This is a genomic window from Thioclava kandeliae, assembly GCF_040297545.1.
Lineage (GTDB): Bacteria > Pseudomonadota > Alphaproteobacteria > Rhodobacterales > Rhodobacteraceae > Thioclava > Thioclava kandeliae.
In genome coordinates, this window is record NZ_JAYWLC010000004.1 from 254,723 (window position 1) to 280,782 (window position 26,060).

Sequence of the window (26,060 nt, forward strand, 5' to 3'; positions counted from 1 at the left end):
CCTCCTTTGATTGGTGATTGGGCCTCAGCCCAGCATGGCTGCCCAGAACTGGGCGGCCTCATCAGCCGCTTTGGCAGGTTCCCCCTGCCCTTTCAGGTGGACACGCGCGGCGCGTTCCGCCTGTGAATTCGAGAACCCCAAGCTCCCCTTGAGCATGTCCTCGAATTCCCGCTCGGTCAGCCGATCCCCGGCCTTCAAGCGTTCAATCAATCCGTGAGCGGCCTTGGCCGACTTCACGCTTGCAATGGTCGCATTCTCGTTTGCGCCGATCGAGACAACCGAGACCTCGCGAAGCTCCAGCTTCTCCAGCGTCCAGATACCCGTATCGGCATCAACCGAATGCTGTTTGATCCGGTAGCCGATCGAGAGGCCGTCAATGTCGCCCTCTTTCAAGAGCGCATAGGCTTCCTGCCCGCGCCGAACGCCCATGTTCAGCCGCCCTTTGACGCGCAGCCCACGAGTATCCTCGGCCATCTCCAGCCAGCGCCCGATGGGCTCTGCGGGGTCGTGCTGCCAGAACATCTTCGGCATCGTGCCTTTGGCTGCGTGCTGCGCCAAGCTGTCGGCATAAGCGCCCACCGCGATGACATCACCGTAGCTGTCCGGCTCGCCGCCGAAGGTCGAGGCATAGCCCTCGAATTCTCCGGTGCTGCTGTCGAGCGCCTTGACCGAGAGGACCGGCGCCGAGACTGTGATCGTGTCAAGCATTTCCAAGCCCTTCCGTCTGGGTGATCGGGATATTCTGCGACTGCATGCGCGGCTCGTTGCCGCCATCCACCGCCTTCATATTCTCCAGCCCGCGAACCTCGTTGATCGTCATTGCGCCGATCTGGGTCATGGTCTGGTAATAGGCCGCCCGCGTGGCGCTATCACCGCGCAGGAGCCCGTCCATATTAATGCGCGCCGTATAGCCAGCCGCCTTGTCTTCCGCGCTCAGAAGCTGCTGGCGCACTGCTTGCTCGATCCGCTTCACGCGACGGCGCAGATAGAACTTCGTGAACATCAGCATCTGCTGTTCGACGCTCGTCGGCCATGCCGTTGAAGATCCCGCATGCCCGATCAGAACAGGAGGCACCTGGAAGAACCGGCATATTTCCTCGATCGAGAATTGCCTGGTCTCCAGCATCTGGGCATCTTCTGGGCTGATGCTGATCTGCTGATACTTCATGCCACCTTCGGTGATGAAGGGGCGGCCCGCATTGATAGCTCCGCTATATTGCCGTTCAAGTCCCTCGATGACCGAAGCCCGAATGTCGGACGGCAGCGGGTTCGGGAAATCGATCTGCGCTGATGGGCGCAGCCCGTTCTTGAACGTGGCCGACGCTGCCCGCTCCGTGGCCAAGGCCGACGAAAAGGTCTGCACGCCATAGCGCAGCGTTGACATACCGCCCAGCGGATTGCCGCCAGGGCCACGAACATGGAACACGTCGCGATCGAGCTTGCGCCATGACCCGCGATCATCGGTCCATGCGTATTCGATCCGACCATTCTGCAAGCGCTTCACTGCGACGGCCTCGGGGTGGATCGGATAGAGCGAGGTGATCTGACGCTGACTATTGCGCGTGATCGACGCGTAAGCGTTACCCCACAGCTCAAGGGACAGGTGGATATGATCCCAGAAATCAACGGCAGTCTGGTCAAAGTTCGGCCCCTCATGGATCACGCCATAGAGCGGATGCCCATAGGCTGGCTCTGCAAGGTTCCCTGCCGAGCGATAGACCTCGAAGGGCAGTGAGGACATGGTGCCCGCCACCAGTTGGGTGCAGCCCCAGACTGCCGATAGGCCGAGCGTGCGGCTCGGCGTCACGACCTCGCCCGCGTCACCAATGGCGCCGCCGCCGCGTCCGTCCGTCCACTGGACCGTTGACGATTTTCGCACCAGCCCAAACTTGGACAGCGCTTTATCCATAAAACTCATGCGCTGTTCCTTAGATGCTCGTAATAGCTGGCGAGGTTAGCCGCGCCGCTGTTTGCCTCAGGGTTCCGGCTCATAACCGTCACCGCATCGAAAAGCGCCATCACGGGATCGATCTTCGCATCCCCTGCACTTTGTTTACTGGCTCGTATAGCCGTAGCTGTCGGCTCGATTTTCAGGTTGCCGACGCACCATGACATGAGGCCGCTGCCATCATGCAGCAGCGTGCCGTTGACCAGCCGCCGCTCGGCCGTCTTGATCGCGTTCATCATCGCGTAGCCCTGCGGTGCGCCGATCAGCAGGCCCGCGTCCTGCGTGACACCGATCGCGCCGAGCGCATCGACCAATTCGCCGAGGCCCGCAGGGTCAACAGAGACCGCTGCCAGCAGCCCTCGGTCAAACGTTACCTGCACGACCTCCACGATCTGCGTCAGATCCTGCAGCTTGTCATCAACTACTGTCAGGTCGCCTGCCCGCTCGAAATCGCGCAGCCTATCCGCAATCTTCTGGCGCCGGTCGAAAACGCCTTTATGCACCCACGCATGCGACCATGCGAGCCAGCGCTTTGTCTCCCGCTCGCGTCCAATGACACAAAGCCCGAACAAGTCATCTAGGCCGCCGCCATCGATCCCGATCACCACCGCCTCAGACCGGTCAAGCACCGCATCCAGCGTCAAGCCCGCCTCGACGCGCGAGGCCCAGAACTCTGCACCGGGCCAACGGTTCGCCCGCAGGTTCATCCCGATCTCGACGTTCAGGTGTTTAGCGAGGAAGACGTTGCGCGTCTCCGGCCCTTTGGCCATCTCCTTGCCCATCTCGCGCTCGAGCCACTCCATCGAGACCGAGCGCCCGAGGTTCGGGTTGGTCACATAGAAGTTCTTCGGCAGGAGATAGGCCTGCGCCTCGATCATGGCCCGAGGGTATTCATAGAGCACCGGCATGAACCGGTTATCCTTCACTTTCCCGTCGCGCACGTCCCGCGCATAATCCAGCTTGTCCTTGAACACGCCGGCAGGCGGCTCATCGCTCTGCGTCGTCAGGTAGATCACGAAACCCTCGGGCCGTGAAACCATCCCGCCCGTCGCCTCGCGTAGCATCGCGTCTGCGTTCTTCTTCTTCCCGAACACCCAAAGCTCATCGATCAGAATGCGGCCAGCCTTCTTACCCGACACCGTGTCGCTATCCGCCGCCACCACCTTGAGCGATGACCGCGTGACGCGATGCTTGATCGTGCGCGTGGCCTCCTGGATGTGCATCAGGTCGCTCAGCTCGTCATCTGCCCGCACCATTGCTGCAGCAGGGTCGAATGCATTTCGCGCGACCTCCAGTGTCGGCGCAAGGATCAACAATTCGTCTTCTTCGCGATAGCCGACGACGAGAGCCGTCAGCATGATGGCCGCAGCGATCGTGCTCTTCGTATTTTTTTTCGAAATCAGGAGCAGGAACTCGCTGATTTTCTGCGCGCCCGTCTCTGGATCATTCGCCCCAAAGATTGCTGCGACGAAATCAAAGACCCAATCGTCGGCACACTCAGCAAAGGTCGGCTTTCCCGGAAGATCCGGAACCCGCAGCGACTTGAACAGACTCAGCGCATATTCAGCCTCGCTCGGATACAGAGGGGCCAGCGGCACCAGAGACCGGCGGGCAACGATGCGTTCCTCCCAGTCTGGGCAGGCCGTTGACCAATCAAGCATCAGTTCATCCGATTACTGGGGCGTGACCGAGGTGCAAACCTGCCCGTTTGCATCACGCTCTCTGCGTTCTTCTGGCGCTGCGCCTTCTTTCCTTCAGGGGCGGCGCTCTCTCCCCACGTCTTGAAGGCCGTGGCCAGCGCCTTGACCACGTTCGCGCGGTTCGGCAGGTCGATGGCCTTGAGCATTGCGGCGCGACGGCGCGGATCATTCTCTTCGGCCTCGATCATCTCCGCCAGCTGCGTGCCGTGTGTTGTGGTAGCATCCAACTCTCCGAGAAGACGGAAGATCAGGTTTTTACCCCGTCCAACAATGTCGTCAGGGTCCAGCGTTTCCATCTCCGCCAACGTCTCGGTGCGCACCTCCATTTCAGTGCGCACTTTTTTCGCATTCACGGCCTCGCGCTCGGGCCAATCGTCCTGCTTCGCCTTCTTACGGATGGAGCTTTCAGATACCGAATACCAATCGGCCAACCTCCTGATACTCCAATCTTCTTTTTCCCAGTCGCGACGGATGCCATCCCAGTCAATCAGCTTTTTTTTATCGGTCATCCGTCCTAGTGCGCAGCGAGTGCGCACCCTCCAACTTCCCAGCAGGAAAATAATTTACGCGTGCGTCGATGGCCGGTCTCCGGCTGATCGGCCTCCTGAACTTTCGCCACCCCCCCTAAGGGGCTGATTTCACGTCAAATTCCATCGAACTCCAGAAACGCCACTGCATCAGGCCCATCCTCGGCGTTCCTCGCGCTGCTTGGCGCCGTCATGGCAGGCCTTGCACAGGCACTGCACGTTGTCCGCATCCCAGAACAGCGCCTCGACGCCTCGGTGCGGGGCGATGTGATCAGCCACCATGTCTGATGCGTTGGTGTCACGGGTCAGATAGCCGCACCGCTGGCAGGTGAAGCCGTCGCGCACCAACACCTGCCAGCGCAGACCGTTGGGCTTGGCCTTCCAGCGTGCCAGCTTATACCAGCGCCGGTATTCAGCGCGGCTGTCCTGCTCGATGCGGGCTTGCCGTGTGTCGCGTTCGGGCCGCGCTATGAGAGGGGCTATGGTGCCGAGGCGCGGACCGATCGTCTTGAGCTTGACCATCCGCACCACCCGCCGCGTTATTCGTCCTTGCGCACCGGATTGGCCGGATTGTTGCTATATCCAAGAACCGTCCCAGTGCTCCACCCGATCCGGATCTCCGGCGGCCTGCCCACCCTGCCACACGCCCTACAGCGCAGCCGGTGCAGCGCCTCCTGCGAATATGTCCAGCCAGCCCGGTCGCGATATCGCTCCGGTATGTCGTGGATGCTCACCGTGACCTCATGGCCGCAGGAGCATTCGAGGGATGTGTAGTGGCCTTCTCGCATAGTGGAACATATGAGGAACATTTAGCGATTTTGCAAAACTCATATGTCTCACAGATGCAAGAATTTGGCTAAACTCGATTTTAATCTACCATGATTATCAACAAACGTTGATTCGAGGCCTTCTATATTTGAGAGGATGTTATATGCCGCTCAACCTGCTGTCCGCACTGATGTACGCTCACAAGGCGAATGACCAAGAGCTTTATGACGCACTCCTAGATGCTGCCATTGAATGCAACCGTAAAACGGGTCGCTTTTTGGACGACGGCGAACTCAACCAATTACGGCAAACCTTGAACCAACCTATTCTTCGAGGCCGTAAAATACGCCGATAACCTCTGGCATGTTCATCCTGCGTCGATGAGCCCGCCCATCCCTACGACATCAATGCTTGGCGATTGTCGGATTATGGGCATGCCGCATCAGGGCGGGATCGGCCTTTACCGGTCGTTCGGTCCAGCAGTACCGTTCGCTTCTTGCTGATTCTATTTCGAGAAATGTTAGCTAATGGCGATCGTGGAACTTACCGAATTTGAGACCGGTAATACTATCGAGATTGAAGACCAAGAGTGGACCGTTGGGCCAATGCAACCTTACCGCACGGGCGGCACACAGCTTTCGCTCAGAAGCGTGACCGGGAAGAAGCAATGGGCGGTAAAGGTTCGAGAGAGTCAACTCGATATCATGATGATGTTCGCTTGAAACGCAAAAACGGCGCAGATCATATGAACCGCGCCGCTGTCAGGCAGTTTGAACTATGGCTTGCGATTGGTCAACTACTTTTGCGCATATCTTTGGAATGACAACTTAGAAATAGTTCATCCAGCGGTGGTCTGGATGTGATCTGTATTGCCTCTTCCCACACTTCAAACAGTCACGCTGCGTTTTCCCCTGCACGCCACCGTAAGCCCAACTATGCCCAGGGAGCATCCGACCGATAAACTTGAACATCACAGATCACCTCCTCGTTTAATACTCCCCCACAATAGCTGATGGCCGGTAACCACGCACTTAACAGAGTTTTACCAGACACTTAACAAAGGCCGTTCTTCAGATTTTCTCACCTCTCCACCACATCGCGCAGCTTGCGCATGGCCGCGACGAAGGACCGGCCCGAAACCGTCAGATCGCCCGCATCATGCAGCGTCTCGCGCCCGAACCGCACGCTGTCGATGATCAGCGCCTGCCATCGCTGAAGCTTTGCCAGCCGCGCATCCCACTCCGCAGAGCCGCGCTTGGCAGCCTCAATCTTTTGCTCCTCGGTGCGCAGGTCCACCGGCTCGCTAATCTCGGTCTCCTCGGGCTTGGCGCGGTATTCGGTGGCGCTCACGGCGGGGTGGATGCGCATTCCAAGAATGCGGCCAGCATAGGCAGAGCGGGCTCCGTCATAGGCCGCGAACAGCGCATGCAGCGCCTCGGCCTCGTTGCGGTCACCAGTCCCGAGGATCAGGGCCTCGCCCAGCTGCTCGCCGTAAATCGGCGCAGCAGCATCACCCACCAGCTTGCCGCACATCCGGCGCACGCGGGCGGCCTTCACGGTCTCTGTCGGGTCTTCGATTACGGTGTGCATCATGGGCGGGCTTTCCTCTCGTTGGCGACGCGACTCTTTGGCGAACATGGCGCGGCTGCCGTTTGCCTTCTGGCGGGTCTTCTTGCTCTTTCGCTTGGCGGCTTTGCTGCTCATTTCGCCTCTCCGTAAATGCGGGTCACTTCGGCACGGCCATCATCGGTGATCCGGTAGACCCCAAAGCGGCGCAGCCCGTCTCTCTCGGTGCGGATGCGCTCTGCCAAATCAGCAACGGCCGCATCCCTAAGCGTCACCATAGCGCTGCCATAGGGCACGCCGACGGCAGTAGCGGCATCGGGCACAGACAACTCGTCACGCCTGCCCAGCAAGCGCAGAACGCGGCCCTTGATGCTGTTCGGGTCCGCCTTCTTTGCGCCACCGGGCTTGCTGCCTGATTGCTCGAATTTGACGCGCTTCTGCTTGCCCACTACCGCCTGAATGTGCGCGGCGATCAGCGCCTCGGTCTCGTCGCCGAAGTGCCGACTGGTGCCGAATGCGCCTGCCGCCAGCTCGGCAATACTCTTGCCAGTGATTTCGGTGTGATGGGTCAAAATGAAGCTCCATTCTGGGCGTGGGCGGCCCGAAGGCGGCGAATTACGAAAGCCTCGGCCACGGCGGCCTTCGTAGCGGGGCCAGTGCGGCCCAGCGCGGGCGAGGCAACAGCATCGGCTGTTTCGCCATGGTCATCGGCCTGATTGGCCAGCCTGTGCATCTGCTCGCGGGTCATAGGCACTGCTCCGCGAATTCCCGTCCGGCATCGGTGATGTGCCACACGCGGTAAAAGTTCACGCGCCCAGCGCTGGTGACGTATCCGAGGCGGCGCAGCCGGTTCAGGTCGTTATTGGCCTTCTCCCGTGTCATCGGCCCGCGCTGGGTCACCTCGAGCGTCGTGAGCGTTCCCGCTTCCACCATCAGCCCCAGCGTCTTGTGCAACGCTCCGTAATCCCCTTGGACCTCCGGCATCCGCGCCTTGTGTCCCTGCCCCGCGATGATAGCCCGCATCCGCTCCAGCGCTGCCTCCTGCCCGTCAGCCGCATTCAACTTGCCGAGCGTCACCGTGCAGTTCCGGCCGACATGCGCCTTCCCCTGTGCCGCACTCATGCTTCACCCCCTAGCGTCTGACCTACCGTGCCCCAGTCCCCTGCCGTGCGGCCCTGCGTCCTTGGCGTCCGCGCTGCCAGCCACTCGTCGCGCTCACGATCCCCCATCCCAGACAGCTTGGCCTGTGCAGCCCGCGCCTCGATGATCAGCGTGTTCTCCGCCCGTGCCGCGTAGCAGGCCGCCCACTCGAGCCCCTCGGGGTCTGCGCTCTCCGACCAATGCTTGATCCCGCTCTCTGACCGCTCCTGCACCGCCTGATCACGGCTCGAGGCCATCGGTGACCGGCGCACTGCGTCCAGACCCTCTGCCGTGAACCCACAGGCCGCCATGATCCGCGCCGCGCTCTCCTCGCTGCACCGGCCCGCCTTGGCCCGCGCCTCGTCCTCACGGACCTCCAGCACTTCCCGCTTACGGCGCGCGGCCTCCCGCAGGTACGGCTCCATCGCGTTCTTGGCCTCCATGGCAATCTCGGCAGGAGACGGACGGCGGCGCTTGCTCTGCATCCACGCATCGAACCCACGGTGCACGGCCCACAGCGGCAGCTCACGCAATGCCAGGACGAACTCGCGGCGCAGATCCGCAGCCGTGGCCGGCGCCATGTCCGGATCATAGAAAGCGGCGAGGCAGCCGTTCGCCCGACGCAGGATCTCGGCCTCAGCCTTGTTGCGGCCCTCGGCGGATCCCGAAGAGAGGATCACGGTTCTCAGTTCCGAGACTGACAGATCCCTCGGCGAGACCGTCGGCAAGCCGGTGAATTGCGTGATCGGTGGCAAGGCGCTCATGGTGACGGTTTCCTTTCGGTTGGGTGTGGGTCTTGTCTGGGAAAATGCCGGTCCAGCCGTTCATGATGCTGGCCTCGAAGACGGAGACGGGGTCGGGATGGCTGATCAGCTTTTTGACCATGATCCGGGCTGCGTTCGCCGTCAGTTTGGACTTGCCTCGGCGATGCTCGATGAAGGCCTTGGCGGTGCCCTCGGGAACGACCTCGCAGAGGATGCTCAAAACCTCTTCCTGCGCCCGCGCGTTCTTCTCTGATGGTTCTATGATGGTTCTTGATGGTTTGGGTGCAGCTCCTGCGGGGGGTAACGCAGTCATATGCACCCCCCCCGCGCACGAGCTGCGGGGTGCATCTGCTGCGGGGGGTGCATGTGGTGCAGGGGTCATATCGTGAACATCATCCGGTGCGACGCTGACGAAATAGACGTTCGAGCCCCCCGGACCGACGCCGAAATTGATGGTGATATTACCCATCTCGCACAGCTGGCGAATGTTGCTCTGAACCGCCCGAATGGACAGCCCGGTGCGCGCCGCAATGCGCCCGATCGAGGGGTAGCAGCGACCCGCATCATCGGCATGGTCTGCCAGCGCCAGCATGATGAGGCGATGGGTCGGGCCGAGGCTCGCGCTGTCGAAAACCGAGGTCATGATCTTGACGCTCATTGCGTGGCCTCCCCACTCATAACGCGGCCCAGCGCCTGCTCGCGAATGCTGGCAGGGATGCTGTCAGTCCAGACGCCGATCGGCTCGATATGGATCACCGTCTTCGCGGCGCGGCCCCACACCTTGCGCTTGGCGACAGACGCGACCTGACAGTCGTCTGCCCATGCGATGTGGTTCAGCGCGTCCTTGATCTGCTTCTCGAGGTTGTCGAGGTCAGGCTTCTGCGTATGAGGCCCGAATAGATGGGCTGCGGCCTTCTTCTTTGACCAGCTCATCGGGATCTCGAACACCGCGACGAATTCCAGATGCACCGGCCCCGCGATAGGCGCCGCGAAGAACGGGCGCGCGATGACGCCCAGCGCCTCGGCGTGCGCACGGCTCTCGGCGTCCTTGTAGCGCTGCTTGCCATTCCCCATAGCCCTACGCCACGGGAACGGCTTGCCCGGCATTTCAAACGACACCCGCTCCATCAGATCGCCCCCATGCGGCGCAGCTCGTCCGGATCACAGGAGGGAGCCTTGGCCAGCTTCAGGTGAAATTCCAGATACGCCTTCACCTGCTCCGGCGAGTGGTTGCCCTTCATCCGCTCGGCTTTGGCCACCACGACCCGCCAGTAGCGCTGCTCGGCGGCGCTCGGCGTCGCCTCGGTGGTCTCGGCAGGCCCAGATACGCTGTCGGCGCTGCTCATCGGTGAGGCTGGCGCGGTCCCCTGGCCAGCCATAGCCGAACGGACCAAGCCGATCGCAGGACGGGTGAAAGCATTGAGGTTGGCGAGCCATGTCATTCCACCACCTCGCGGAACTTCCGGCAGCTATCCATGTGGCCGGCCATCTCGGTGAAGGTCACCTCGCGCCACTTGCCCGTTTGGGTCTGCTCTGCCCAGAACTCGATAGGAGCCGATGGCTTGCGCACTTTCTCACCGGTAACGAAATTATGGTGACCAAGCCTGTCTCGCCCATCGAGCTTTCGGCCCAAATTGATCACAGCGCGGAGAAGTGACTCCTCACTGTTCGCGCGGGCAGCGGCCAATGCATTCAGGTTGTCGCTGATCTCCTCGACCCCCAGCCACTTGCGGAGATATGCGCGGATCATCGGCTACCCCCGATCGCGCGCAGGCGCCCGTCACTGACCTTGGCCTTCACCGCTGCCTCGAGCTTATCAAGCGCGGCGCGGGCCTCGGCGATCTCGACCAATGCGTCAGAGGTCGCCTCATCGTCCCCGTCATCGCAGGTGATGGCGGCGCTGATGGCCTCCCCGCACTCCTTCGAACAGACAGCCGATTGGGCAAGTATGTTCACTGCCTGGCGGATCGTCTTGCCCTTCATGCCTTCGCTGATCTCTGCGATCAGGTAATCCGTAAGCGCGGTCGAGCCGGTGGCCGACTGGAAGGCCATCATGTCGGCAATCGTCCACTCGGCCGAGCCGTGGATCTTGCGCGAGAGGAGCGACAGGTGCGCGCCGCGCCCGCCATATGCCTCGATCGCTGCAACGGCGGCCTCCTGCGTCCCGATCTGGGCCCGCATGTTCCGCATAATCTTATGGATAGTCTCAAGCGTTGCGTTCATAGGTGTTTCACTCTGTGATTGGTTTTCATTTCCATGAGAGCGCCGCTTGACCGATATTGAGATCATGGAAAGCAGAGCATCATCACGAGGAGAGCAGCGCGGGTCAGGTCTTGGCCCGCATCTTTCTGGGTTTCTGGGCCTTGATCCCGCGCATGCCGAACAGGCCGACTGGAAGCTTGACCTCAGCATCGCTCGCAAGCAGTTGGCAGGTCAGGAACCAAGACGAGGGGAATTTTCCGCGAGTAACGGAGTTGGTCACAGAAGAAACACTGACCCCAAGCGCGGCGGCCATTTTCTTGCGTCCAATACGGTCGGCGAAGTCATGAGTGGTTTGCATGAAAACAGGATTACACCAATGGTGTATATTTGCAATAGCACAAATGGCAGTTTGCCAAATAATCCACCATTGGTGGATTATGTCCTCATGAAAACAGAGCACGAACCCAAAACTAAAGCTAAGCCTGCCAGGAAAGAGTTCCCAGAGATCGGGGAGCGCTTGCGTGCTGTCAGGGAAGCCATGTCGAACCTCAACCAGAAAGACTGGGCGTCAAAGAATGGCTTTAGCATCTCGCAATACAGCAATTGGGAGAACGGCTTGCGCAGAATATCCGTGGATGAGGCGCAGCGCCTGTGCGATCTCTATGGCTTAACCTTGGACTTCATATACCGAGGCAGAAGAGATGGATTGCCCGAAAGCCTCAGGAATTCGCTCTGAGGAACCCGGCCCATGTGGGCAACCACATGATCAAGGGGAACATCAAGCTCACTGGAAATCTCGATCATTCGATCGAGGCGCTTATCAACTTCTTTCATCAACCTCACCAAAACGTGGCAATTAGAACATAACGTGAACAATCCAATCTGTGAAGCGCATTATTTAACTATCGCATGGATATGCGGCGCTCACTAACGAGGGAACTCGAGACCAATACAAAATTCGATGGATCAAAAAATCCATGATGATGCTTATCAACATTCAATGCGATTTATACGTCAACTATCGAACTAAGTATCTGGCAATCCTTGTATGTCCAAATTGGACAGGTCTATTCAGAATTGGTGATTTCAGCATTCACCTTTTCGGAATGACGGCATTTCACCATTGGTGTAATTTTTTATTGACGTTACACCATTGGTGAATTACGGTTTCTTCATCAGCAGCGACACACGAGCCTGCTCCCCGCTAGATGGAGATGATCATGGAAAACGTGCAATCGCACTTCCGCAATGCCACACCCGTCACGATGACTGCCGCTATCACTGCACCTGTGAAGATCACCGGTGACAGCGAGCGCGACCTGTCCGCTGAATATGCCGAGGCGATGGGCGAACACCCGCGGCTGGTGAGCTGCGATGGCATCTTCGACCATGCCGACGTTTTCGATGATGCTGGCTCCTCCGTATCCACCCGCCTGATCGGGCTTCGGATCATGGATGAGACCGGGAAGACCAGCTATCTCTGCGGCAATCGCATGTTCCGGACCTTCTCGCGCGAACAGATCCTTGCGATCGAGGATCTGCAAGACGCCGCTCTTGCCCAGGATCCGAGCAATGGCCCCCACACCTTCGAGAGCTTCTCCGAGGACTGATTTCCCGCCCCTTGCGTGTCCTCCCCCGTTTTTCGGCGCGCAAGGCAACTGGGGCCAGCACCAATAGCCAACGACCGCTGGCCCCTTCTTTATTCAATCGCCCCTGCCTGCCGCTACTCACGGATCTGTGGCAGGGGCCGAGATGGAGCAATCCCATGAACATGGACACGCACTACGTCTCAGCCAGCGCGCTGAAAGATATCGGTGCATATTCTGGCCCGAAAGCCACCATCCTGCGCCTGACCTTTGCCGATGGCGACCGGCTCGACACGATCTGCGACACCAAACGCGCCGAGGTTCTGCAGGAAGTCGATGCAGCCATGATGAAGGGCGCGCCCGAGAAGTTCCTGTTTCTCGATGCATTCGCGGTCTGGCACGTCGATCAGTCACCGGATAGCGCCGCGAGCCTGATGGCGGCATTCAACAAGATGCTGACGGCGGGCGCGCAAGCCAGCATGACCGCCTTCTCGGAGCGCGTCTGATGGCCGGTTCTGTCAACAAGGTGATCATCGTCGGAAATCTCGGCCGTGAGCCAGAGGTGCGCACATTCTCGAATGGTGGCAAGGTCTGCAATCTGCGGATTGCCACCTCCGAGAGCTGGCGCGATCGCAACACGGGCGACCGTAAAGAGCGCACTGAATGGCATTCGGTCGCGATCTTCAGTGAAGGTCTGGCCAAGATCGCTGAGCAGTATCTGCGCAAAGGCTCGAAGGTCTATATCGAGGGCCAGCTCGAGACCCGCAAATGGCAGGACCAGTCCGGGCAAGATCGCTATACCACCGAAGTGGTTCTGCGGCCCTATCGCGGAGAGATCACGCTTCTCGATCCTCGGCGCGATGACGGCAATGGGCCGCGCGACGGCGGCAGCCAGCAGGGCGGCGGATACAGCGGACCCTCGGGGTATTCCGATGAACGCAACCAGCGCCCCGATTTCGATGACGAGATCCCCTTCTGATGGCTATGGGCAACGATCTCACCGAGACCGCGCGCGAGGCGCTGCAGGGGATCCTTGGCGACAAACGTCGCCTACCCACTGACGAGGAGCGTGACAAGGCCCTCCTGATCCTCAAGGCGCAAGGGCGTGATGCCCGCCTGTCGGTGAAGGCAATCGCTGAGGCAATCCGGCTCCACTTCGCGCAGGAGGCTCCCAATGGGCTTTCAAGCTGGTGACTTTTCGGGGCGCGGGCCACTCGGCCAGAAGGACCAGAGCCTTCCGAAGCGGTTCAGTGCCGCCGAGCGCGCCTATTTCGCATGGCTCCACGAGCTGCCCTGCTGCGTGTCTGGCCGGATCGACATTGATATCGCCCACACCGGGCGGTTGAGCGAGGGCAAAGGCATCGGGCGAAAGGCGGCTCTGAATACCTGCCTGCCGCTGTCGAAGCCTCTGCACCGTTACGAGGAAGCGAACCGCGAGGGCTTCTGGCTGAATGTCGGGGTCGACCCACTGCCGAACGCCCAGCGCCTCTGGGATATCTACCAGAGCGGCGGAAACCTCGAAGACGCCGATCGCGTGATCCGCTCCATGCAGGCCCGGGCCGATCGCCACTTCATGAAACAGATCCTGCGCGCCCAGCGCTGATCCAACGCACACGGCAGATGATCGATGACGATCTGATTGCCGACTGGTTTTGAGCTGAATGGAGGCCGATCACATGGAAAACGACGAGCACTACCAGATCAGGCTGGAGGAAGCGCTTTTCGGCAATGCCTCACCTCATAGCCCGCGCAGCTTGGAGCAGATCGCCATTCAAGCGGAGGCGCTGCGAGATGCTCACGATACCATGCTGAGCGCCATCCAATCCGCTGACGATTTTGCTCTGCCACCCCTAACCCCATCCCCGCGATGACCGCGCGGATCGCCGAGGGCATTGGCCGGATTCCTCCGCCCTCGGCGCGTCATTCCCGCAAGCCCATCAGCTTGCCCAGCCCCACATGCAAGGAGAAACACATGCCAAACGACGCCGCCTATCAGGTCACAGCCGACGAGCTGCGACAGTTCATCGAGCAGCACGAGAGCCTCGAAGCCGAGAAGAAGGATCTCGTCAAACAGCAGGCCGATATCATGTCCGAGGCCAAGGCCCGCGGCTACGACACGAAGGTGATCAAGGAAATCATCGCCATCCGCAAGCAGGACAAGAACAAGCTCGCCGAGAAAGAGGCCATCCTCGATATCTACAAGCAAGCGCTGGGGATGGAATGAGGATGGCAAGTATTGATCTTCACGCTCTTGCCAACTCAGCGCCATTCGGCGCCGCCAGAGAGGCGCTTATCAAAGCAGGCCATTGGGATGAACGCGCTGGCGCACCGGATGAACGAAAATTCAGAGTGACCGTCGAATACAGGGTCACCGAAACCACGGCGCTCACTGTAATGGCCAGAAGCGCAGAGGAGGCCGAAGAGCTCGCAACCGAGGAGGTGGAGGATGACTGGGACGCCGACGTAATCAGCGCCGAAGCAATCGAGGACAAAGAGCAGGATGCCTGACCTTCCGGTGACCTGCCCCACGCGGGCAGGCATCCCGAAGGACAGGAGAACACCATGACCATCGCACTTATCGCAGGCGCGGCCATCGCTGCCGCCCTTGCCATCGCAGCCGCAGGAGGGCTGGGAGAATGAAAAACGAAACCTACTGCATTGGCCTCTGTGGCTGCGAGCCTGACCCTGTGCCGCCCCGCCGCGCCCCTTCCGGCTGGTGGATCATCCCCGCCCTGTGTGGCGTCCTGATCGGGGGCGCGTTGGCCGCTTGGGTGTGGCTGTGATGGCTCATAGCTTACGACGGCAGATCGCAGACGAAGCACGCGCGGCCAGCCGAATGAAGCCAAAGCCCATGAAGTCGAACGACAAAGAGGCCACGGCCTGCGACTGGTGCGGATACACAGTCAAAAACCCCTGCAAGACAGCGAAAGAGCGCAAGGATTGCGACCTGTCATAACCCCCAAGCGCGGGCCACCGGCCCCGCTCAGAACAGCAGAGATAAGGAGGCCGATGTGGAACTAACGGAACGACAAAAACTAGAGGCGCTAAGCCTGCGATTTTATCAGGGCCTAGAATGGAAGCCTGAGGCCGGTCATTTTTACACCACGTCTCGCGCTGACCTTGAGGTCTACAAGATCGTCAATATCGAGGATGGTAAGGTTTTCACCATGTTCACCGATGGGAAAAGTGACGCGATATCAGAGTGGGACGAAGCGGGTTTTCTGACTGATGGCTTTGGGCCAAGGCGCGTTTGGGTCCCCCTATTTGTGATCACCCCCACCACACAGGACACCACCCAATGACCCAGACACCCACAGACGACGATATGAAGCGATGCGACAGCTGCGGAAAGACGCGCAATAGCCGCGCCATGTCCTGCATCAACCCTTCATCAGGCACAAGCCTATGGATGTGCGCCGACTGCCACAGCGTAGAGACCGAGCTGATGCAGATCGAGATCCGCCTAATGGAGAAATCAGGCAACTTGATTTGGGCCGACAAGACGCGCCGGATTTGCGCTGAGCGTGACGATCTGCGCGATAAGTTCCAAAAATATGCCGCCCTGAACCATCACCTCATGGCACAAGCCCTTGCCCACGCCGACGTCAATGCACCGGTCCTAAACCGCGACATGACTAGCGGCGACCTTGGCAAAGCAGAGGAGGCCGTTCTTGCGACGTTGGATCCGCTTCTCTCCTGCATCGCTCAATTCGCGGCTGCGCTGCGCTCCAAGGGCTATTCGATCGAGTTCGCCTGTGATGACGGCGAAAGCCGGCAGGCATCCGTCGGTATCGATCTGCTCTGCCTGGGCGGGGAGAAAAGCGAATGACCCAGACACCCAAACCCAATGGCGTCGAAAGCATCGCCGCCGAGCGCAAGCGTCAGATCAAGGCGGAAGGCTGGACGCTCGAGCATGACGACAGCCACACGCTCGGGGAATTGGCACTCGCCGCTGCGATCTATGCGATCCCATATGATGCTGAGATCGCCGGAGAGCGCCTGATTAAACAGGATGATCATATCGGCCTCGATATGGCGCTTGAAATCGCATGCGGCTGGAAGGTCAAGCCGAATACCGACAAACGGCGGCGCTTGGAAATTGCAGGGGCGCTGATCGCCGCCGAGATCGACAGGCTGGACCGCATTGAATCGAGGAGGAGCAAATGACCCAGACACCCACAGACGCAACAACAACAATACAGAAACGCGTGGCCCGTGCGCTTGATGTTGCAGGATGGCATGAGGCTGGCGACTATATGCGTAACGGATGGATGCGCGGCATCGTGCAGGAGGAGATCGAGCGCCTGACCGCAGAGCGTGACGCCGCCATCGATGAGGCCGTGGCGGGGGCGTATGAGGCGGCTATTTCTGACGTGATGATGTTTGGTGATCTGTTTAGCCAGCGCGGCGATATTCAGAATGAAGCGATCACCAACGACATCCGCGCTCTCACCCCAGCCGACGCCACCGCAGCCCTTGCCGCCCGTGACGAACGGGTGAGACAAGGCGCGTGGGCCGAGGCCATGGCCCATCTAGACAAGCCGCTGGATGACGTCCCATCCCGCCGCATGGCTGATGCCGCCACCTTCGCAGCCGAGGCGTATGAGCGGGCTGGTCGTGGTGATGAAGGCACCTATGCACTGCGACGCGCGTTCATCACCGCTATGGCGGATTTCATGCACCCCGATCTCGACTATCTTCGGGCGGACCCCGAGGCAGCTGCAGCCAACCGCAAAGGTGACGCATGACCCCCGCCGATATCGAGCGCATTCTGGACGAGGCATTCCGCGTCGTCCTCGCCCGCCACCAGCATGAGAAGAAGGAGGAATAAATGGGGAAATTCGAGCTGATCACGCTCAAGGATGCCGCCGAAGAGCTGGGCGTCCCTGTGCGCAGCCTCACCACTGCAGCCGAAGAGCACGGCTTTATCGTTTACATGGGACGCGCTAAGCGCCTCGAGAAAGACAGCCTTGGAGAACTGATCAAAAAATGCCGCGCCCAGCCAAAGGCCCCCGCCTCCACAAATTCGCCCACCGGCCATTCTGGTATATCCGAGACACAGGCGAACCCGATCGGTCAACGGGCTGCACAAGCCGCGAAGATGCTGAGAAAGCGCTCGCAGCCTACATCGCCACAAAAGGGCGCACAGGTCACGCCGCTGAGCCGTCGAACATAACGGTCGATGAGATTTTGACGGTCTACGCTACCGAATACGCGGCCACAGTCGCGGACCCAGATCGTATCAGTTACGCTATCGAGGCGTTGGCACCTTTCTGGGGTGCCCTCAAGGCGTCCGCGGTGAAGGGAGAAACCTGCCGTCGATATGCAAAGACCCGCCGCACGACCAAGGGGTGCGCCGAGGGTGAGAGCCGCCCCGTCAGCCCGTCCACGATCCGTCGCGAATTGGGGACGCTGCAGGCGGCGCTGAATTACTGCCATCAGGAAGGAATCCTCCTGTCAGCACCCGTCGTCACCCTGCCCGATCCGCCCGCGCCGCGGGAGCGGTATCTGACGCGCGCCGAGGCTGCACGCCTCGTCTGGGCGGCCTATCGCGGGCACAAGGCAAAGCACATCGCCCGCTTCATCCTGATCGGGCTCTATACCGGCACCCGTAAGACCGCGATCCTGCGCATGGGCTTTACGCAAAGCCTAGACGGTGGCTGGTTCGACCTCGAGCGCGGCATCATGTATCGGATCGCCGAGGGCGAGCGGCAGACGAAGAAGCGGCGGACGCCCGCGCCAATCCCCCGCAAGCTGGCCGCGCACCTGCGCCGATGGCAGGCGGGCGGATCACGATGGGCAGTCGAATATGAAGGTGGGCGCGTCGGCGATATCAAGAAGGGATTCGCCAAGGCCGTGATAGTCGCGGGCCTTGAGGGCGTCACGCCGCACACGCTCAAGCACACGGCAATCACCTGGGCGCTGCAGGCCGGTGCGAGCAAGTGGCATGTCGCCGGATATTTCGCGACCAGCGTCGAGACCATCGAGAAGGTTTATGGTCACCACGCGCCCGACTATATGTCCAGCGCCCGCGATGCGATGGACAACTGGAGGGGCTGAGAATCGGTCCCAAATGGCTGTCAAGCGCGGCAATCCGTTACGCGTAACAGATACTCGCCCGATTGATTTCGGGCCGATTCGCGATAAGTCATTGTGAAGATTGGCGCACCCATCAGGATTCGAACCTGAGGCCTCTGCCTTCGGAGGGCAGCGCTCTATCCAGCTGAGCTATGGGTGCCTAGCGCCTCCTATACCGGAGGCATAAAAGCTGCGCAACGGGCAAACCGACTGCCCGTCGCAATTATTCGCCTTCAACCAAGCAGATCGTGGCACAGCTCCAGCGCCGAGACCAGCGCATCGGCCTCGGCCCGCGTGTTATACATCGCAAAAGATGCCCGCGCGGTGGCGGTCACCCCCAGATGCTGCATCAAGGGCATCGCGCAATGGCTGCCCGCCCGCACGGCCACGCCACGCTTGTCGAGAATCGTCGACATATCATGGGGATGGGCAGGACCATTGAGCGTCATCGAGAAGATCGCCCCACCCTCGGGCGGAAGGCCCTGCAGGTTGAGCCAATTCAGCCCCTGCAATTTCTCGGCCGTATAGGCGCGCAGGTCCTGCTCATGGGCCTCGATATTCGCCATGCCGATCGACATCATATATTCGAGCGCCACGCCCAGACCATATTGCTGCACGATGCCCGGCGTGCCCGCCTCGAACTTCATCGGCGCGCTATGGTAGGTGACGGTGTCGCGGGTCACGGTGTCGATCATATCGCCACCGCCAAGGAAAGGCCGCATCTCGGCCTGACGCTCCTTGGAGATCCAGATCGCCCCCGACCCCGAAGGCCCGTAGAGCTTATGGCCCGTGATCGCGTAGAAATCGCAGCCGATAGCCGACACATCGACCGGCATATGCACCGCGGCCTGCGAGCCATCGACCAGCACCGGCACGCCCTTCTCGCGTGCACCCTTGGAGATTGCGGCCACATCCACCAGCGTGCCCAGCACATTGGACATATGGGTGACCGCGACGAGTTTGGTTTTCGGGCCGATCGCCTCGAGCACCTTCTCGGCGGGCAGCGAGCCATCGGGCTCGGGCTCGACCCATTTCAGCACGACGCCCTGACGCTCGCGCAGGAAGTGCCACGGCACGATATTGGCATGGTGCTCCAGCACCGAGAGCACGATCTCGTCACCCGCCTGCAGGCGCGGCGCGGCCCAAGCGTAGGAGACGAGATTGATCCCCTCGGTCGAGCCGGTGGTAAAGATGATCTCGTGCTCGTCCGGCGCATTCAGGAAGCGCGCGATGATGCCCCGCACGCCTTCGTATTTCTCGGTCGAGATATTGGAGAGCGTATGCAGCCCGCGATGGACGTTGGAATAGTCTTCCTCATACATCCGCGTCATCGCGTCGATCACCACACGCGGCTTTTGCGCCGAGGCGCCATTGTCCAGATAGACGAGCGGCTTGCCGTTTACCTGACGCGACAGGATCGGAAAATCGGCGCGGATCGTTTCGACATCGAACATTTTGGCCCCCAGAGCGCGGGAAGGAAAGAATTGAGGCGGGCCCGAAAGGCCCGCCGGAACGGTCAGGTCAGGCCGAAGGTGACGGCATTACGCCAAGGATCATCAGGATCAGGCCGGCGGCAAAGGCCGAGGCGAAGAAGGTGATGATGGTGCCGATGGCCACCACGGCCAGATTGCGGAACCCGTGCAGGGCCGCCGCGAAATTGACCACCAGATAGAACATCAGGAACAGCAGGAGGATCGTTGTCACCCCGAGCGTCGCCGGCGCAACCACAACCAGCACCAGCTGCACGATCTGCAGGATAACCATGACAAATTCGGCCCAGCTCATCAGGAGGAGCGCGTCACGGAAATTGCCCACGCCATTGCCCAGTCGTCCGACAAAGGTCATCGCCGCCGCCGCATAGACGAGGATGATCGCTTGCAGCACGATCAGCGGGATCGGGTTGAAGTTCAGCTCCTCGGTATCGGGGATCATGGCCGAGGCGATCACCTGCCCCGCAAGCCCCAGACAGGCCGAGAGCACCACTACCACAGCAAGTCCCAGCCAGCGCGCCTGCGTCGGCGGGTTCCACTCGATCAGCGCGCGGGCCACGGCCTGCGGCTGGGTCAGCGTGTTCAGGATGGCGGATTTAAGGTTGAACTGTTCCAAGATTAGCTCCGCTTTGCGCCCGTCTCGAAAAAGGCTGCGCGCAATCCCGAGATCCAGAAGATAAGAAAGGCGATGAAGGTCAGCGCACTGATCACATTCGCCTGATGACCCATGCCAATAAAGCCAGTGACCAGCCCGCGCAAGAGAAGGAGCGGTGCCGAGGCAAGAAGTGCCCAGAAGAGGGCGATCCTCGAGCCATAGCCCGTGCCCTGCCCGCCCAGGAGTTTTGCCACGCCCTGTGCGACAAGCGCCACCAGATAGAGGATGGGCGCCGCCAGCAGCAGCCCCAACGCCTGCCCCAGCATCAGCGCCGGAAGCGGCACTTGCGGGTTATGGAAGGCAAAGCGCGACAGTCCGGGCCATTGCGCGATAAACACGAGGATCAGCGCCGAAAGCAGGAAGGTCAGCGCACGCGGTTCGGAGGCCGCATGAGACAGATGATCGCGCACCACCTGACGGGGTGCGCGATAGGTTCTCAGGATATCCGTAAGCGCAGACATCGATCAGGAGGCGTGGCGTGCCAGCCAGCCCTCGAGACGCGACAATACATCGTCGCGCAGTGCCTCATCCTCGATCTCCTCGACAGCATCGGCCATGAAGCTCAGCACCAGCAGGTTCACGGCAGTGCCCTTCGGAACCCCGCGCGAGCGCAGGTAGAAGAGCGCCGTCTCGTCGATCGCGCCGGTGGTCGAGCCATGCGAGCAGGCCACGTCATCGGCATAGATCTCGAGTTCCGGCTTGGCGAGGAACTGGCTGTCGCCGTCCAGAAGCAGCGACTGGCTGATCTGGTAGCCATCGGTCTTCTGCGCGCCTTCCTTCACCAAGATCTTGCCCTGGAAAATGCCTTGCGCGCCGTTTTTCAGCACTTTCTTGAACACCTGACGGCTTTCGCCGTTCAGCGCGCCATGGGTGATGAAGACGGTGTCATCATGATGGAACGGCCCCTTTTGACCATCCCCCACAGCCGCACCGGCGACATGCGCCATCGCGTTATCACCCACGATATCGATCACGCATTCATTGCGCGTCAGCTGACCGTTGGAGGTCATGGTGAAGGACTTGAAGAGCGCCTCCTCCCCCACACGGGTGAAGATATGCGTGTTGGCCAGACGCTCCTGCGAGCGGCCCTGCACACGGATATGGTGGAATTTCGCCCCCTTGGCCACATCGACCTCGGTCACGATATTGAAGCGCGCCGCCGCTGCTCCGCTTTCGAGAAGCGTGATCTCGGCACCTTCCTCGAGTTTCACCACATGATGCAGGATCGCATCCGAGGTGGTGTCCTCGTGGAGATAGTCGATATGCACGGGCTTGGCGGCCTGACCGGTTACCTTGATCAGAAGACCATCCGTTGCCGCCGCCGTATTCAGCGCGGCATAGGGGCGGTCAACGGGTTTCTGGCCGTCGGCTTCCAGCTTGCCATAAAGCGATTGCGCCCAATGGATGTCTGCGGCATCGGCCTCTGCCAGACGCGAGATCTCGACGCCCGTATTGACCAGATCATCCGACAGGTCCTCGCTGAAGACGCCATCGACAAAGACCAGACGCACGCGTTCGAACGTGTCGAAATTCGCGCGCTCGTCCTTGGGGTTGAAGATCGCGGCCTCGGGCGCCTCGGGCGCGTTCAGCGCGGTCGGATTGGTCCAGCGCCAGTATTCGTCACGGCGCCCCGGAAGGCCCATGGCCTTCAGACGTGCCAAAGCATCGGCACGGGCAGTCGCCGTAAACCCGCCTTTGGGCAGGTCCATCGCGGCCAGACGGGCGTCCAGAGCATCCGCTTTGAGCGCCAGATTGCGTTCTTTTGCGGTCGCCATTACGCCATCACCTCCGAGATCCCGTGCTCTTTCAGCAGGTCGGAATAGCCGTTCTTCTCGACTTCAAGCGCCAGCTCGGGGCCACCGGTCTTGATGATACGGCCCGCCGCCATGATATGCACGACATCGGGTTTGATATGGTCCAGCAGGCGCTGATAGTGGGTGATCACAAGGAAGGAGCGGCCTTCCGAACGCAGCGCATTCACGCCCTCAGACACCAGCTTCATCGCGTCCACGTCCAGACCCGAGTCGGTCTCGTCGAGGATGCACATCTTGGGCTCGAGCATCGCCATCTGCAGGATCTCGTTGCGCTTTTTCTCACCGCCCGAGAAACCCACATTGACCGGACGCTTGAGCATCTCGGCGTCGATCTTCAGCGATTTCGCCTTCTCGCGCACGATCTTGAGGAATTCGCCTGCGGAATATTCGGCCTCGCCGCGCGCTTTGCGCTGCGCGTTCACGGCGGTGCGCAGGAAGGTCATGTTCCCCACGCCCGGGATCTCGACCGGGTATTGGAAGGCGAGGAACAGGCCTTCGGCCGCGCGCTCTTCGGGTTCCTGCTCCAGCAGGTCGTTGCCATCCAGCGTCGCCGAGCCCTCGGTGACCGCATAGCCGTCACGGCCCGACAGCACATAGGAGAGCGTCGATTTGCCCGAACCGTTCGGACCCATGATCGCATGGACCTTGCCGGTTTCGATGGTCAGGTTCACGCCCTTGAGGATCTTCTTGCCACCCTCTTCCAGTTCCGCGTGCAGGTTCTTGATCTCTAGCATAGTCTTTTTCCTGTTCAGTCGATGGTGACTGCCGTGCCGGAGGCCGACACCATCAACATCGAATCCGCGACGACCTCGTAATCGAGATCGACGCCAACGATTGCGTTTGCGCCCATGGCCAGAGCGCGCTCTTGAAGTTCTTTGAAGGCCACCTCCCGCGCATCGGCGAGCTTGGCCTCATAGGCGCCCGAACGGCCGCCCACGATATCCGTGATCTGGGCGAAGAAATCGCGCACAACATTGGCCCCCATGATCGCCTCGCCCACGACGATGCCGTGATAGCGGGTAATCTTATGGCCCTCGATATTGGCCGTGGTGGTGACAATCATGCGCGTCCTCCCCTGATATTAGCCAACCGAGCCTTCGAGCGAGATCGCCACCAGCGATTGCGCTTCCATGGCGAATTCCATCGGCAGGGCCTGCAGCACCTCGCGGCAGAATCCGTTCACCACCAGAGCGACCGCCTCTTCCTCGTCCATGCCACGGGCGCGGCAGTAGAACAGCTGGTCGTCATCGACCTTGGAGGTGGTGGCCTCGTGCTCGACGCGGCTCGTGTTATTCTTGACCTCGATATAGGGCACGGTATGCGCCCCGCATTCGGAGCCGATCAGCAGGCTGTCACATTGCGTATAGTTGCGCGAATTGGCAGCCTTCGGGTGCATCGACACAAGACCACGATAGGTGTTCTGGGCCTTGCCAGCCGAGATGCCTTTGGACACGATACGCGAGCGCGTGTTTTTTCCGAGATGGATCATCTTGGTGCCGGTATCGGCCTGCTGGTAGTTATTGGCGATCGCGATCGAGTAGAACTCGCCCGAGGATTCCTCGCCGCGCAGGATGCAGGACGGGTATTTCCAGGTGATCGCGGAGCCGGTTTCAACCTGCGTCCACATGACCTTGGCGCGATCACCACGGCAATCGGCGCGCTTGGTCACGAAGTTATAGATACCGCCACGGCCCTCTTCGTCGCCCGGGAACCAGTTCTGCACGGTCGAATATTTGACCTCGGCATCTTCCTCGATCACGATCTCGACCACAGCCGCGTGCAGCTGGGCAGTATCGCGTTTAGGGGCGGTGCAGCCCTCGAGATAGGACACATAGGACCCTTTATCCGCGATGATCAGCGTCCGTTCGAACTGCCCCGTGTTTTCCGCGTTGATGCGGAAATAGGTCGACAGCTCCATCGGGCAGCGAACCCCCGGCGGGATATAGACGAACGATCCATCGGAGAAGACAGCCGAGTTGAGCGTAGCGTAGTAGTTATCGGTCTGCGGCACGACCGAGCCGATATATTTCTTCACCAGTTCGGGGTGTTCCTTGATCGCTTCCGAGATCGAGCAGAAGATCACGCCCGCTTCGCGCAGCTTCTCCTTGAAGGTGGTGCCCACCGACACGGAGTCGAAGACCGCATCCACGGCAACCTGACGCTTGTTCGGATCGTAGTCTTCGGCACCTTCCACACCCGCGAGGATCATTTGTTCCTTCAGCGGGATGCCGAGTTTCTCATAGGTCGCCAGCAGCTTCGGATCGACCTCGTCGAGCGATTTCGGCTTGGTTTCCATCGACTTCGGACGCGCGTAATAATACTGGTCCTGAAAATCGATTTCCGGCACGTTGAGAAGCGCCCAATCGGGTTCTTCCATCTCTTTCCAGCGCGCGAAGGCCTGAAGACGCCATTCGGTCATCCATTCGGGCTCTTCGTTCTTCTCGGAGATCAGGCGGACGATATCTTCGTTGACGCCCTTGGGGGCGTATTCCATCTCGATCTCAGTATTCCAGCCGTATTTATACGACTCCATGTTCTGGACCGCTTCAACCGTCTCGCGGTCGACGCCTTCGCGGATTTGCAACTCGTCTGCCACGTGTCATTCCCTATAGCTCTGGTCACGTCCGGCGCGACCGTTTCCCGAAGTCCGCAGGATCGTCAGCCGATCCACCGGACGTTTTATAATTATGCGCGAAGCTTCTCACCGTGCTTGCGTCGCGCTTTGGCCCAGGCCTCCACGAAGCGGTCGATTGCCTCGTGCGTGATCCCCGGCCCGAGCGAGAGGCGCATCGCACATCCCGCCAGATCCTCGCCCCATCCCATAGCGCGCAATACGCCCGAGGCCCGGACCTTACCCGACGAACAGGCCGATCCGGCAGAAACCGCAAACCCCGCAAGATCCATCCGCATCACCTGTGTCTCGCCTTTCCAAGCAGGACTGATGACCGAAAGAGTGTTGGGCAATAGCGCCGGAGCCTCTCCTGCCGCCGTGCCCGCGGGGGCTACGTCATAGCCCGGAAAATAGACATCTTCGACGGCCTCTGCCAGTGCCTTTTTTAGAATATTTCTAAATTCGGCCACTTCTTCCCAGACGCCATTGGCCAGATCCCTCATCGCGGCCTCGGATGCAGCAGAAAATCCGGCGATACCGATCAGATTTTCCGTTCCTGCGCGGCGACCCATTTCCTGACCGCCGCCTTTGAGCGCCGAAGACAGGTCGGTGCCCTGCTTCAGCACAACGGCACCTATGCCTTTCGGGCCGCCCAGCTTATGCGCCGAGATCAACCCGCAGGTAGCCCCCATCCAGTTGAAAGCCAGAGGGATCTTCCCGAAACCCTGCGTCAGATCGGTGGACCACAGCCCCTCGGGCAAGGTCTGGATCACGCCGGTTTCGGAATTGGCGATTTGCAGGCTGCTGCGTTGAGGGGTCGCAACCGTCACACGGCCATAGCCATCGACCGGAAGATCGGGGTCACACCAAGCGGTTACGGCATCATGTTCGATCGCGGCACAATGGATGTCGCGCCCCGCATGGACCAGCGCCGAGGCCTCGGTCGTGCCGGAGGTGAACACGATATCCTGCCCGTCCGCACCGATGGCCGAGGCGATCTGCGCACGGCATTTCTCCATAAGGGATTTCGCCGCGCGGCCCTCCATATGCACCGAGGATGGATTGCCCACGATGTCCATGGCCTCGATCATCGCGGCCTTCGCCTCGGCGCGAAGTGGCGTGGTTGCGTTCCAGTCGAGATAGAGCCGTTGCATCTGATCGTATCCTTCCCCTCCGAACGCCCTTCATCCGGCAGGACGCGGTCTCGCGTC

40 protein-coding genes and 1 tRNA gene are annotated in these 26,060 nt (G+C 60.5%); 17 read left to right on the forward strand and 24 right to left on the reverse strand.

Annotation, left to right across the window (positions count from 1 at the left end; genetic code table 11):
* Positions 1 to 24: 24 nt before the first annotated feature.
* The 5 genes from VSX56_RS07385 to VSX56_RS07405 form a co-directional block, all read right to left on the reverse strand.
* Entirely contained in the window at positions 25 to 708 is a 684-nt protein-coding gene (locus VSX56_RS07385) for an HK97 family phage prohead protease (RefSeq protein ID WP_350936043.1), read from the reverse strand.
* Positions 701 to 1,918, reverse strand: a complete 1,218-nt coding sequence (locus VSX56_RS07390; protein WP_350936045.1) for a phage portal protein — start codon at positions 1,916 to 1,918, stop codon at positions 701 to 703. Before VSX56_RS07390 ends, VSX56_RS07385 begins: the two co-directional genes overlap by 8 nt.
* The gene (locus VSX56_RS07395; RefSeq protein WP_350936048.1) at positions 1,915 to 3,609 is read right to left on the reverse strand and encodes a terminase large subunit; all 1,695 of its coding nucleotides are present in this window, start codon (positions 3,607 to 3,609) and stop codon (positions 1,915 to 1,917) included. Before VSX56_RS07395 ends, VSX56_RS07390 begins: the two co-directional genes overlap by 4 nt.
* A complete protein-coding gene (locus VSX56_RS07400) occupies positions 3,609 to 4,157 on the reverse strand; it encodes a hypothetical protein (RefSeq protein ID WP_350936050.1) in 549 nt (182 codons plus the stop codon). Before VSX56_RS07400 ends, VSX56_RS07395 begins: the two co-directional genes overlap by 1 nt.
* A gap of 168 nt (positions 4,158 to 4,325) precedes the next feature.
* Positions 4,326 to 4,697: an HNH endonuclease gene (locus VSX56_RS07405; protein WP_350936052.1), complete on the reverse strand. Its 372-nt coding sequence runs from the start codon at positions 4,695 to 4,697 to the stop codon at positions 4,326 to 4,328.
* Positions 4,698 to 5,106: 409 nt separating this feature from the next.
* On the opposite strand from VSX56_RS07405, the gene VSX56_RS07410 reads away from it, so the two are divergent.
* On the forward strand, positions 5,107 to 5,298 hold the full coding sequence (locus VSX56_RS07410) for a hypothetical protein (protein ID WP_350936054.1): 192 nt from the start codon (positions 5,107 to 5,109) through the stop codon (positions 5,296 to 5,298).
* Between the two features lie 725 nt (positions 5,299 to 6,023).
* On the opposite strand, the gene VSX56_RS07415 is transcribed toward VSX56_RS07410, so the two are convergent.
* The 10 genes from VSX56_RS07415 to VSX56_RS07460 all read right to left on the reverse strand — a co-directional run bounded on the left by VSX56_RS07415 (position 6,024) and on the right by VSX56_RS07460 (position 10,636).
* Positions 6,024 to 6,647, reverse strand: coding sequence for a hypothetical protein (locus tag VSX56_RS07415; RefSeq protein WP_350936056.1), 624 nt, complete (start codon positions 6,645 to 6,647; stop codon positions 6,024 to 6,026).
* On the reverse strand, positions 6,644 to 7,081 hold the full coding sequence (locus tag VSX56_RS07420) for a hypothetical protein (RefSeq protein WP_350936058.1): 438 nt from the start codon (positions 7,079 to 7,081) through the stop codon (positions 6,644 to 6,646). The genes VSX56_RS07415 and VSX56_RS07420 overlap by 4 nt, the downstream gene beginning before the upstream one ends.
* A complete protein-coding gene (locus VSX56_RS07425) occupies positions 7,078 to 7,257 on the reverse strand; it encodes a hypothetical protein (RefSeq protein ID WP_350936060.1) in 180 nt (59 codons plus the stop codon). The genes VSX56_RS07420 and VSX56_RS07425 overlap by 4 nt, the downstream gene beginning before the upstream one ends.
* Positions 7,254 to 7,631 (reverse strand): hypothetical protein, encoded by a 378-nt coding sequence (locus VSX56_RS07430; RefSeq protein WP_350936062.1) that lies wholly within the window; start codon positions 7,629 to 7,631, stop codon positions 7,254 to 7,256. Before VSX56_RS07430 ends, VSX56_RS07425 begins: the two co-directional genes overlap by 4 nt.
* On the reverse strand, positions 7,628 to 8,329 hold the full coding sequence (locus VSX56_RS07435; protein ID WP_350936065.1) for a hypothetical protein: 702 nt from the start codon (positions 8,327 to 8,329) through the stop codon (positions 7,628 to 7,630). The genes VSX56_RS07430 and VSX56_RS07435 overlap by 4 nt, the downstream gene beginning before the upstream one ends.
* Entirely contained in the window at positions 8,286 to 9,071 is a 786-nt protein-coding gene (locus VSX56_RS07440) for a helix-turn-helix domain-containing protein (RefSeq protein ID WP_350936067.1), read from the reverse strand. The genes VSX56_RS07435 and VSX56_RS07440 overlap by 44 nt, the downstream gene beginning before the upstream one ends.
* Positions 9,068 to 9,541: a RusA family crossover junction endodeoxyribonuclease gene (locus tag VSX56_RS07445; protein ID WP_350936069.1), complete on the reverse strand. Its 474-nt coding sequence runs from the start codon at positions 9,539 to 9,541 to the stop codon at positions 9,068 to 9,070. The genes VSX56_RS07440 and VSX56_RS07445 overlap by 4 nt, the downstream gene beginning before the upstream one ends.
* Positions 9,541 to 9,759, reverse strand: a complete 219-nt coding sequence (locus VSX56_RS07450) for a hypothetical protein (protein WP_350936071.1) — start codon at positions 9,757 to 9,759, stop codon at positions 9,541 to 9,543. The genes VSX56_RS07445 and VSX56_RS07450 overlap by 1 nt, the downstream gene beginning before the upstream one ends.
* Positions 9,760 to 9,851: 92 nt before the next feature.
* On the reverse strand, positions 9,852 to 10,163 hold the full coding sequence (locus VSX56_RS07455) for a hypothetical protein (protein WP_350936073.1): 312 nt from the start codon (positions 10,161 to 10,163) through the stop codon (positions 9,852 to 9,854).
* Complete coding sequence (locus tag VSX56_RS07460; RefSeq protein ID WP_350936075.1) at positions 10,160 to 10,636, reverse strand: hypothetical protein; 477 nt, start codon at positions 10,634 to 10,636, stop codon at positions 10,160 to 10,162. The genes VSX56_RS07455 and VSX56_RS07460 overlap by 4 nt, the downstream gene beginning before the upstream one ends.
* Positions 10,637 to 10,682: 46 nt before the next feature.
* Between VSX56_RS07460 and VSX56_RS07465 the strand changes: the two genes are divergently transcribed.
* The 16 genes from VSX56_RS07465 to VSX56_RS07540 all read left to right on the forward strand — a co-directional run bounded on the left by VSX56_RS07465 (position 10,683) and on the right by VSX56_RS07540 (position 18,261).
* Positions 10,683 to 11,351: a helix-turn-helix domain-containing protein gene (locus tag VSX56_RS07465; RefSeq protein ID WP_350936077.1), complete on the forward strand. Its 669-nt coding sequence runs from the start codon at positions 10,683 to 10,685 to the stop codon at positions 11,349 to 11,351.
* 484 nt (positions 11,352 to 11,835) lie between these two features.
* Positions 11,836 to 12,225 carry a hypothetical protein gene (locus VSX56_RS07470; RefSeq protein ID WP_350936079.1) on the forward strand — a complete coding sequence of 130 codons (390 nt, stop codon included), beginning with the start codon at positions 11,836 to 11,838 and terminating at the stop codon, positions 12,223 to 12,225.
* A gap of 155 nt (positions 12,226 to 12,380) precedes the next feature.
* Complete coding sequence (locus VSX56_RS07475) at positions 12,381 to 12,707, forward strand: hypothetical protein (protein ID WP_350936081.1); 327 nt, start codon at positions 12,381 to 12,383, stop codon at positions 12,705 to 12,707.
* Entirely contained in the window at positions 12,707 to 13,180 is a 474-nt protein-coding gene (gene ssb, locus VSX56_RS07480; protein ID WP_350936083.1) for a single-stranded DNA-binding protein, read from the forward strand. Before VSX56_RS07475 ends, ssb begins: the two co-directional genes overlap by 1 nt.
* A complete protein-coding gene (locus VSX56_RS07485) occupies positions 13,180 to 13,395 on the forward strand; it encodes a hypothetical protein (RefSeq protein ID WP_350936085.1) in 216 nt (71 codons plus the stop codon). Before ssb ends, VSX56_RS07485 begins: the two co-directional genes overlap by 1 nt.
* Positions 13,376 to 13,804 (forward strand): hypothetical protein, encoded by a 429-nt coding sequence (locus VSX56_RS07490; protein ID WP_350936087.1) that lies wholly within the window; start codon positions 13,376 to 13,378, stop codon positions 13,802 to 13,804. Before VSX56_RS07485 ends, VSX56_RS07490 begins: the two co-directional genes overlap by 20 nt.
* Positions 13,805 to 13,877: 73 nt before the next feature.
* On the forward strand, positions 13,878 to 14,072 hold the full coding sequence (locus VSX56_RS07495) for a hypothetical protein (RefSeq protein WP_350936089.1): 195 nt from the start codon (positions 13,878 to 13,880) through the stop codon (positions 14,070 to 14,072).
* Between the two features lie 101 nt (positions 14,073 to 14,173).
* A complete protein-coding gene (locus tag VSX56_RS07500) occupies positions 14,174 to 14,425 on the forward strand; it encodes a DUF2312 domain-containing protein (protein WP_350936091.1) in 252 nt (83 codons plus the stop codon).
* Between the two features lie 2 nt (positions 14,426 to 14,427).
* Complete coding sequence (locus tag VSX56_RS07505) at positions 14,428 to 14,709, forward strand: hypothetical protein (protein WP_350936094.1); 282 nt, start codon at positions 14,428 to 14,430, stop codon at positions 14,707 to 14,709.
* A gap of 128 nt (positions 14,710 to 14,837) precedes the next feature.
* Positions 14,838 to 14,984, forward strand: a complete 147-nt coding sequence (locus tag VSX56_RS07510; RefSeq protein ID WP_350936096.1) for a hypothetical protein — start codon at positions 14,838 to 14,840, stop codon at positions 14,982 to 14,984.
* A gap of 228 nt (positions 14,985 to 15,212) precedes the next feature.
* Complete coding sequence (locus VSX56_RS07515) at positions 15,213 to 15,503, forward strand: hypothetical protein (RefSeq protein WP_350936098.1); 291 nt, start codon at positions 15,213 to 15,215, stop codon at positions 15,501 to 15,503.
* Entirely contained in the window at positions 15,500 to 16,030 is a 531-nt protein-coding gene (locus VSX56_RS07520; protein WP_350936100.1) for a hypothetical protein, read from the forward strand. The genes VSX56_RS07515 and VSX56_RS07520 overlap by 4 nt, the downstream gene beginning before the upstream one ends.
* Positions 16,027 to 16,368 (forward strand): hypothetical protein, encoded by a 342-nt coding sequence (locus VSX56_RS07525; protein WP_350936102.1) that lies wholly within the window; start codon positions 16,027 to 16,029, stop codon positions 16,366 to 16,368. Before VSX56_RS07520 ends, VSX56_RS07525 begins: the two co-directional genes overlap by 4 nt.
* Entirely contained in the window at positions 16,365 to 16,949 is a 585-nt protein-coding gene (locus VSX56_RS07530) for a hypothetical protein (RefSeq protein ID WP_350936104.1), read from the forward strand. Before VSX56_RS07525 ends, VSX56_RS07530 begins: the two co-directional genes overlap by 4 nt.
* Before the next feature lie 83 nt (positions 16,950 to 17,032).
* Positions 17,033 to 17,377, forward strand: a complete 345-nt coding sequence (locus VSX56_RS07535) for a hypothetical protein (protein WP_350936106.1) — start codon at positions 17,033 to 17,035, stop codon at positions 17,375 to 17,377.
* 14 nt (positions 17,378 to 17,391) lie between these two features.
* A complete protein-coding gene (locus tag VSX56_RS07540; protein WP_350936108.1) occupies positions 17,392 to 18,261 on the forward strand; it encodes a tyrosine-type recombinase/integrase in 870 nt (289 codons plus the stop codon).
* 101 nt (positions 18,262 to 18,362) lie between these two features.
* On the opposite strand, the gene VSX56_RS07545 is transcribed toward VSX56_RS07540, so the two are convergent.
* The 9 genes from VSX56_RS07545 to VSX56_RS07585 all read right to left on the reverse strand — a co-directional run bounded on the left by VSX56_RS07545 (position 18,363) and on the right by VSX56_RS07585 (position 26,003).
* Positions 18,363 to 18,439, reverse strand: a tRNA-Arg gene (locus tag VSX56_RS07545).
* A gap of 73 nt (positions 18,440 to 18,512) precedes the next feature.
* A complete protein-coding gene (locus tag VSX56_RS07550; RefSeq protein ID WP_350936111.1) occupies positions 18,513 to 19,733 on the reverse strand; it encodes a cysteine desulfurase in 1,221 nt (406 codons plus the stop codon).
* 67 nt (positions 19,734 to 19,800) lie between these two features.
* Positions 19,801 to 20,385 carry a YIP1 family protein gene (locus tag VSX56_RS07555; RefSeq protein WP_350936113.1) on the reverse strand — a complete coding sequence of 195 codons (585 nt, stop codon included), beginning with the start codon at positions 20,383 to 20,385 and terminating at the stop codon, positions 19,801 to 19,803.
* Positions 20,386 to 20,387: 2 nt separating this feature from the next.
* Entirely contained in the window at positions 20,388 to 20,885 is a 498-nt protein-coding gene (locus tag VSX56_RS07560; protein ID WP_350936115.1) for a YIP1 family protein, read from the reverse strand.
* Between the two features lie 3 nt (positions 20,886 to 20,888).
* A complete protein-coding gene (locus VSX56_RS07565; protein ID WP_350936117.1) occupies positions 20,889 to 22,199 on the reverse strand; it encodes a SufB/SufD family protein in 1,311 nt (436 codons plus the stop codon).
* A complete protein-coding gene (gene sufC, locus VSX56_RS07570) occupies positions 22,199 to 22,972 on the reverse strand; it encodes a Fe-S cluster assembly ATPase SufC (protein WP_350936119.1) in 774 nt (257 codons plus the stop codon). Before sufC ends, VSX56_RS07565 begins: the two co-directional genes overlap by 1 nt.
* A gap of 14 nt (positions 22,973 to 22,986) precedes the next feature.
* A complete protein-coding gene (locus VSX56_RS07575; protein ID WP_339112822.1) occupies positions 22,987 to 23,301 on the reverse strand; it encodes a heavy metal-binding domain-containing protein in 315 nt (104 codons plus the stop codon).
* Between the two features lie 18 nt (positions 23,302 to 23,319).
* The gene (sufB, locus tag VSX56_RS07580) at positions 23,320 to 24,834 is read right to left on the reverse strand and encodes a Fe-S cluster assembly protein SufB (protein ID WP_339112823.1); all 1,515 of its coding nucleotides are present in this window, start codon (positions 24,832 to 24,834) and stop codon (positions 23,320 to 23,322) included.
* A gap of 89 nt (positions 24,835 to 24,923) precedes the next feature.
* The gene (locus tag VSX56_RS07585; RefSeq protein WP_350936122.1) at positions 24,924 to 26,003 is read right to left on the reverse strand and encodes a cysteine desulfurase family protein; all 1,080 of its coding nucleotides are present in this window, start codon (positions 26,001 to 26,003) and stop codon (positions 24,924 to 24,926) included.
* Positions 26,004 to 26,060 lie beyond the last annotated feature (57 nt).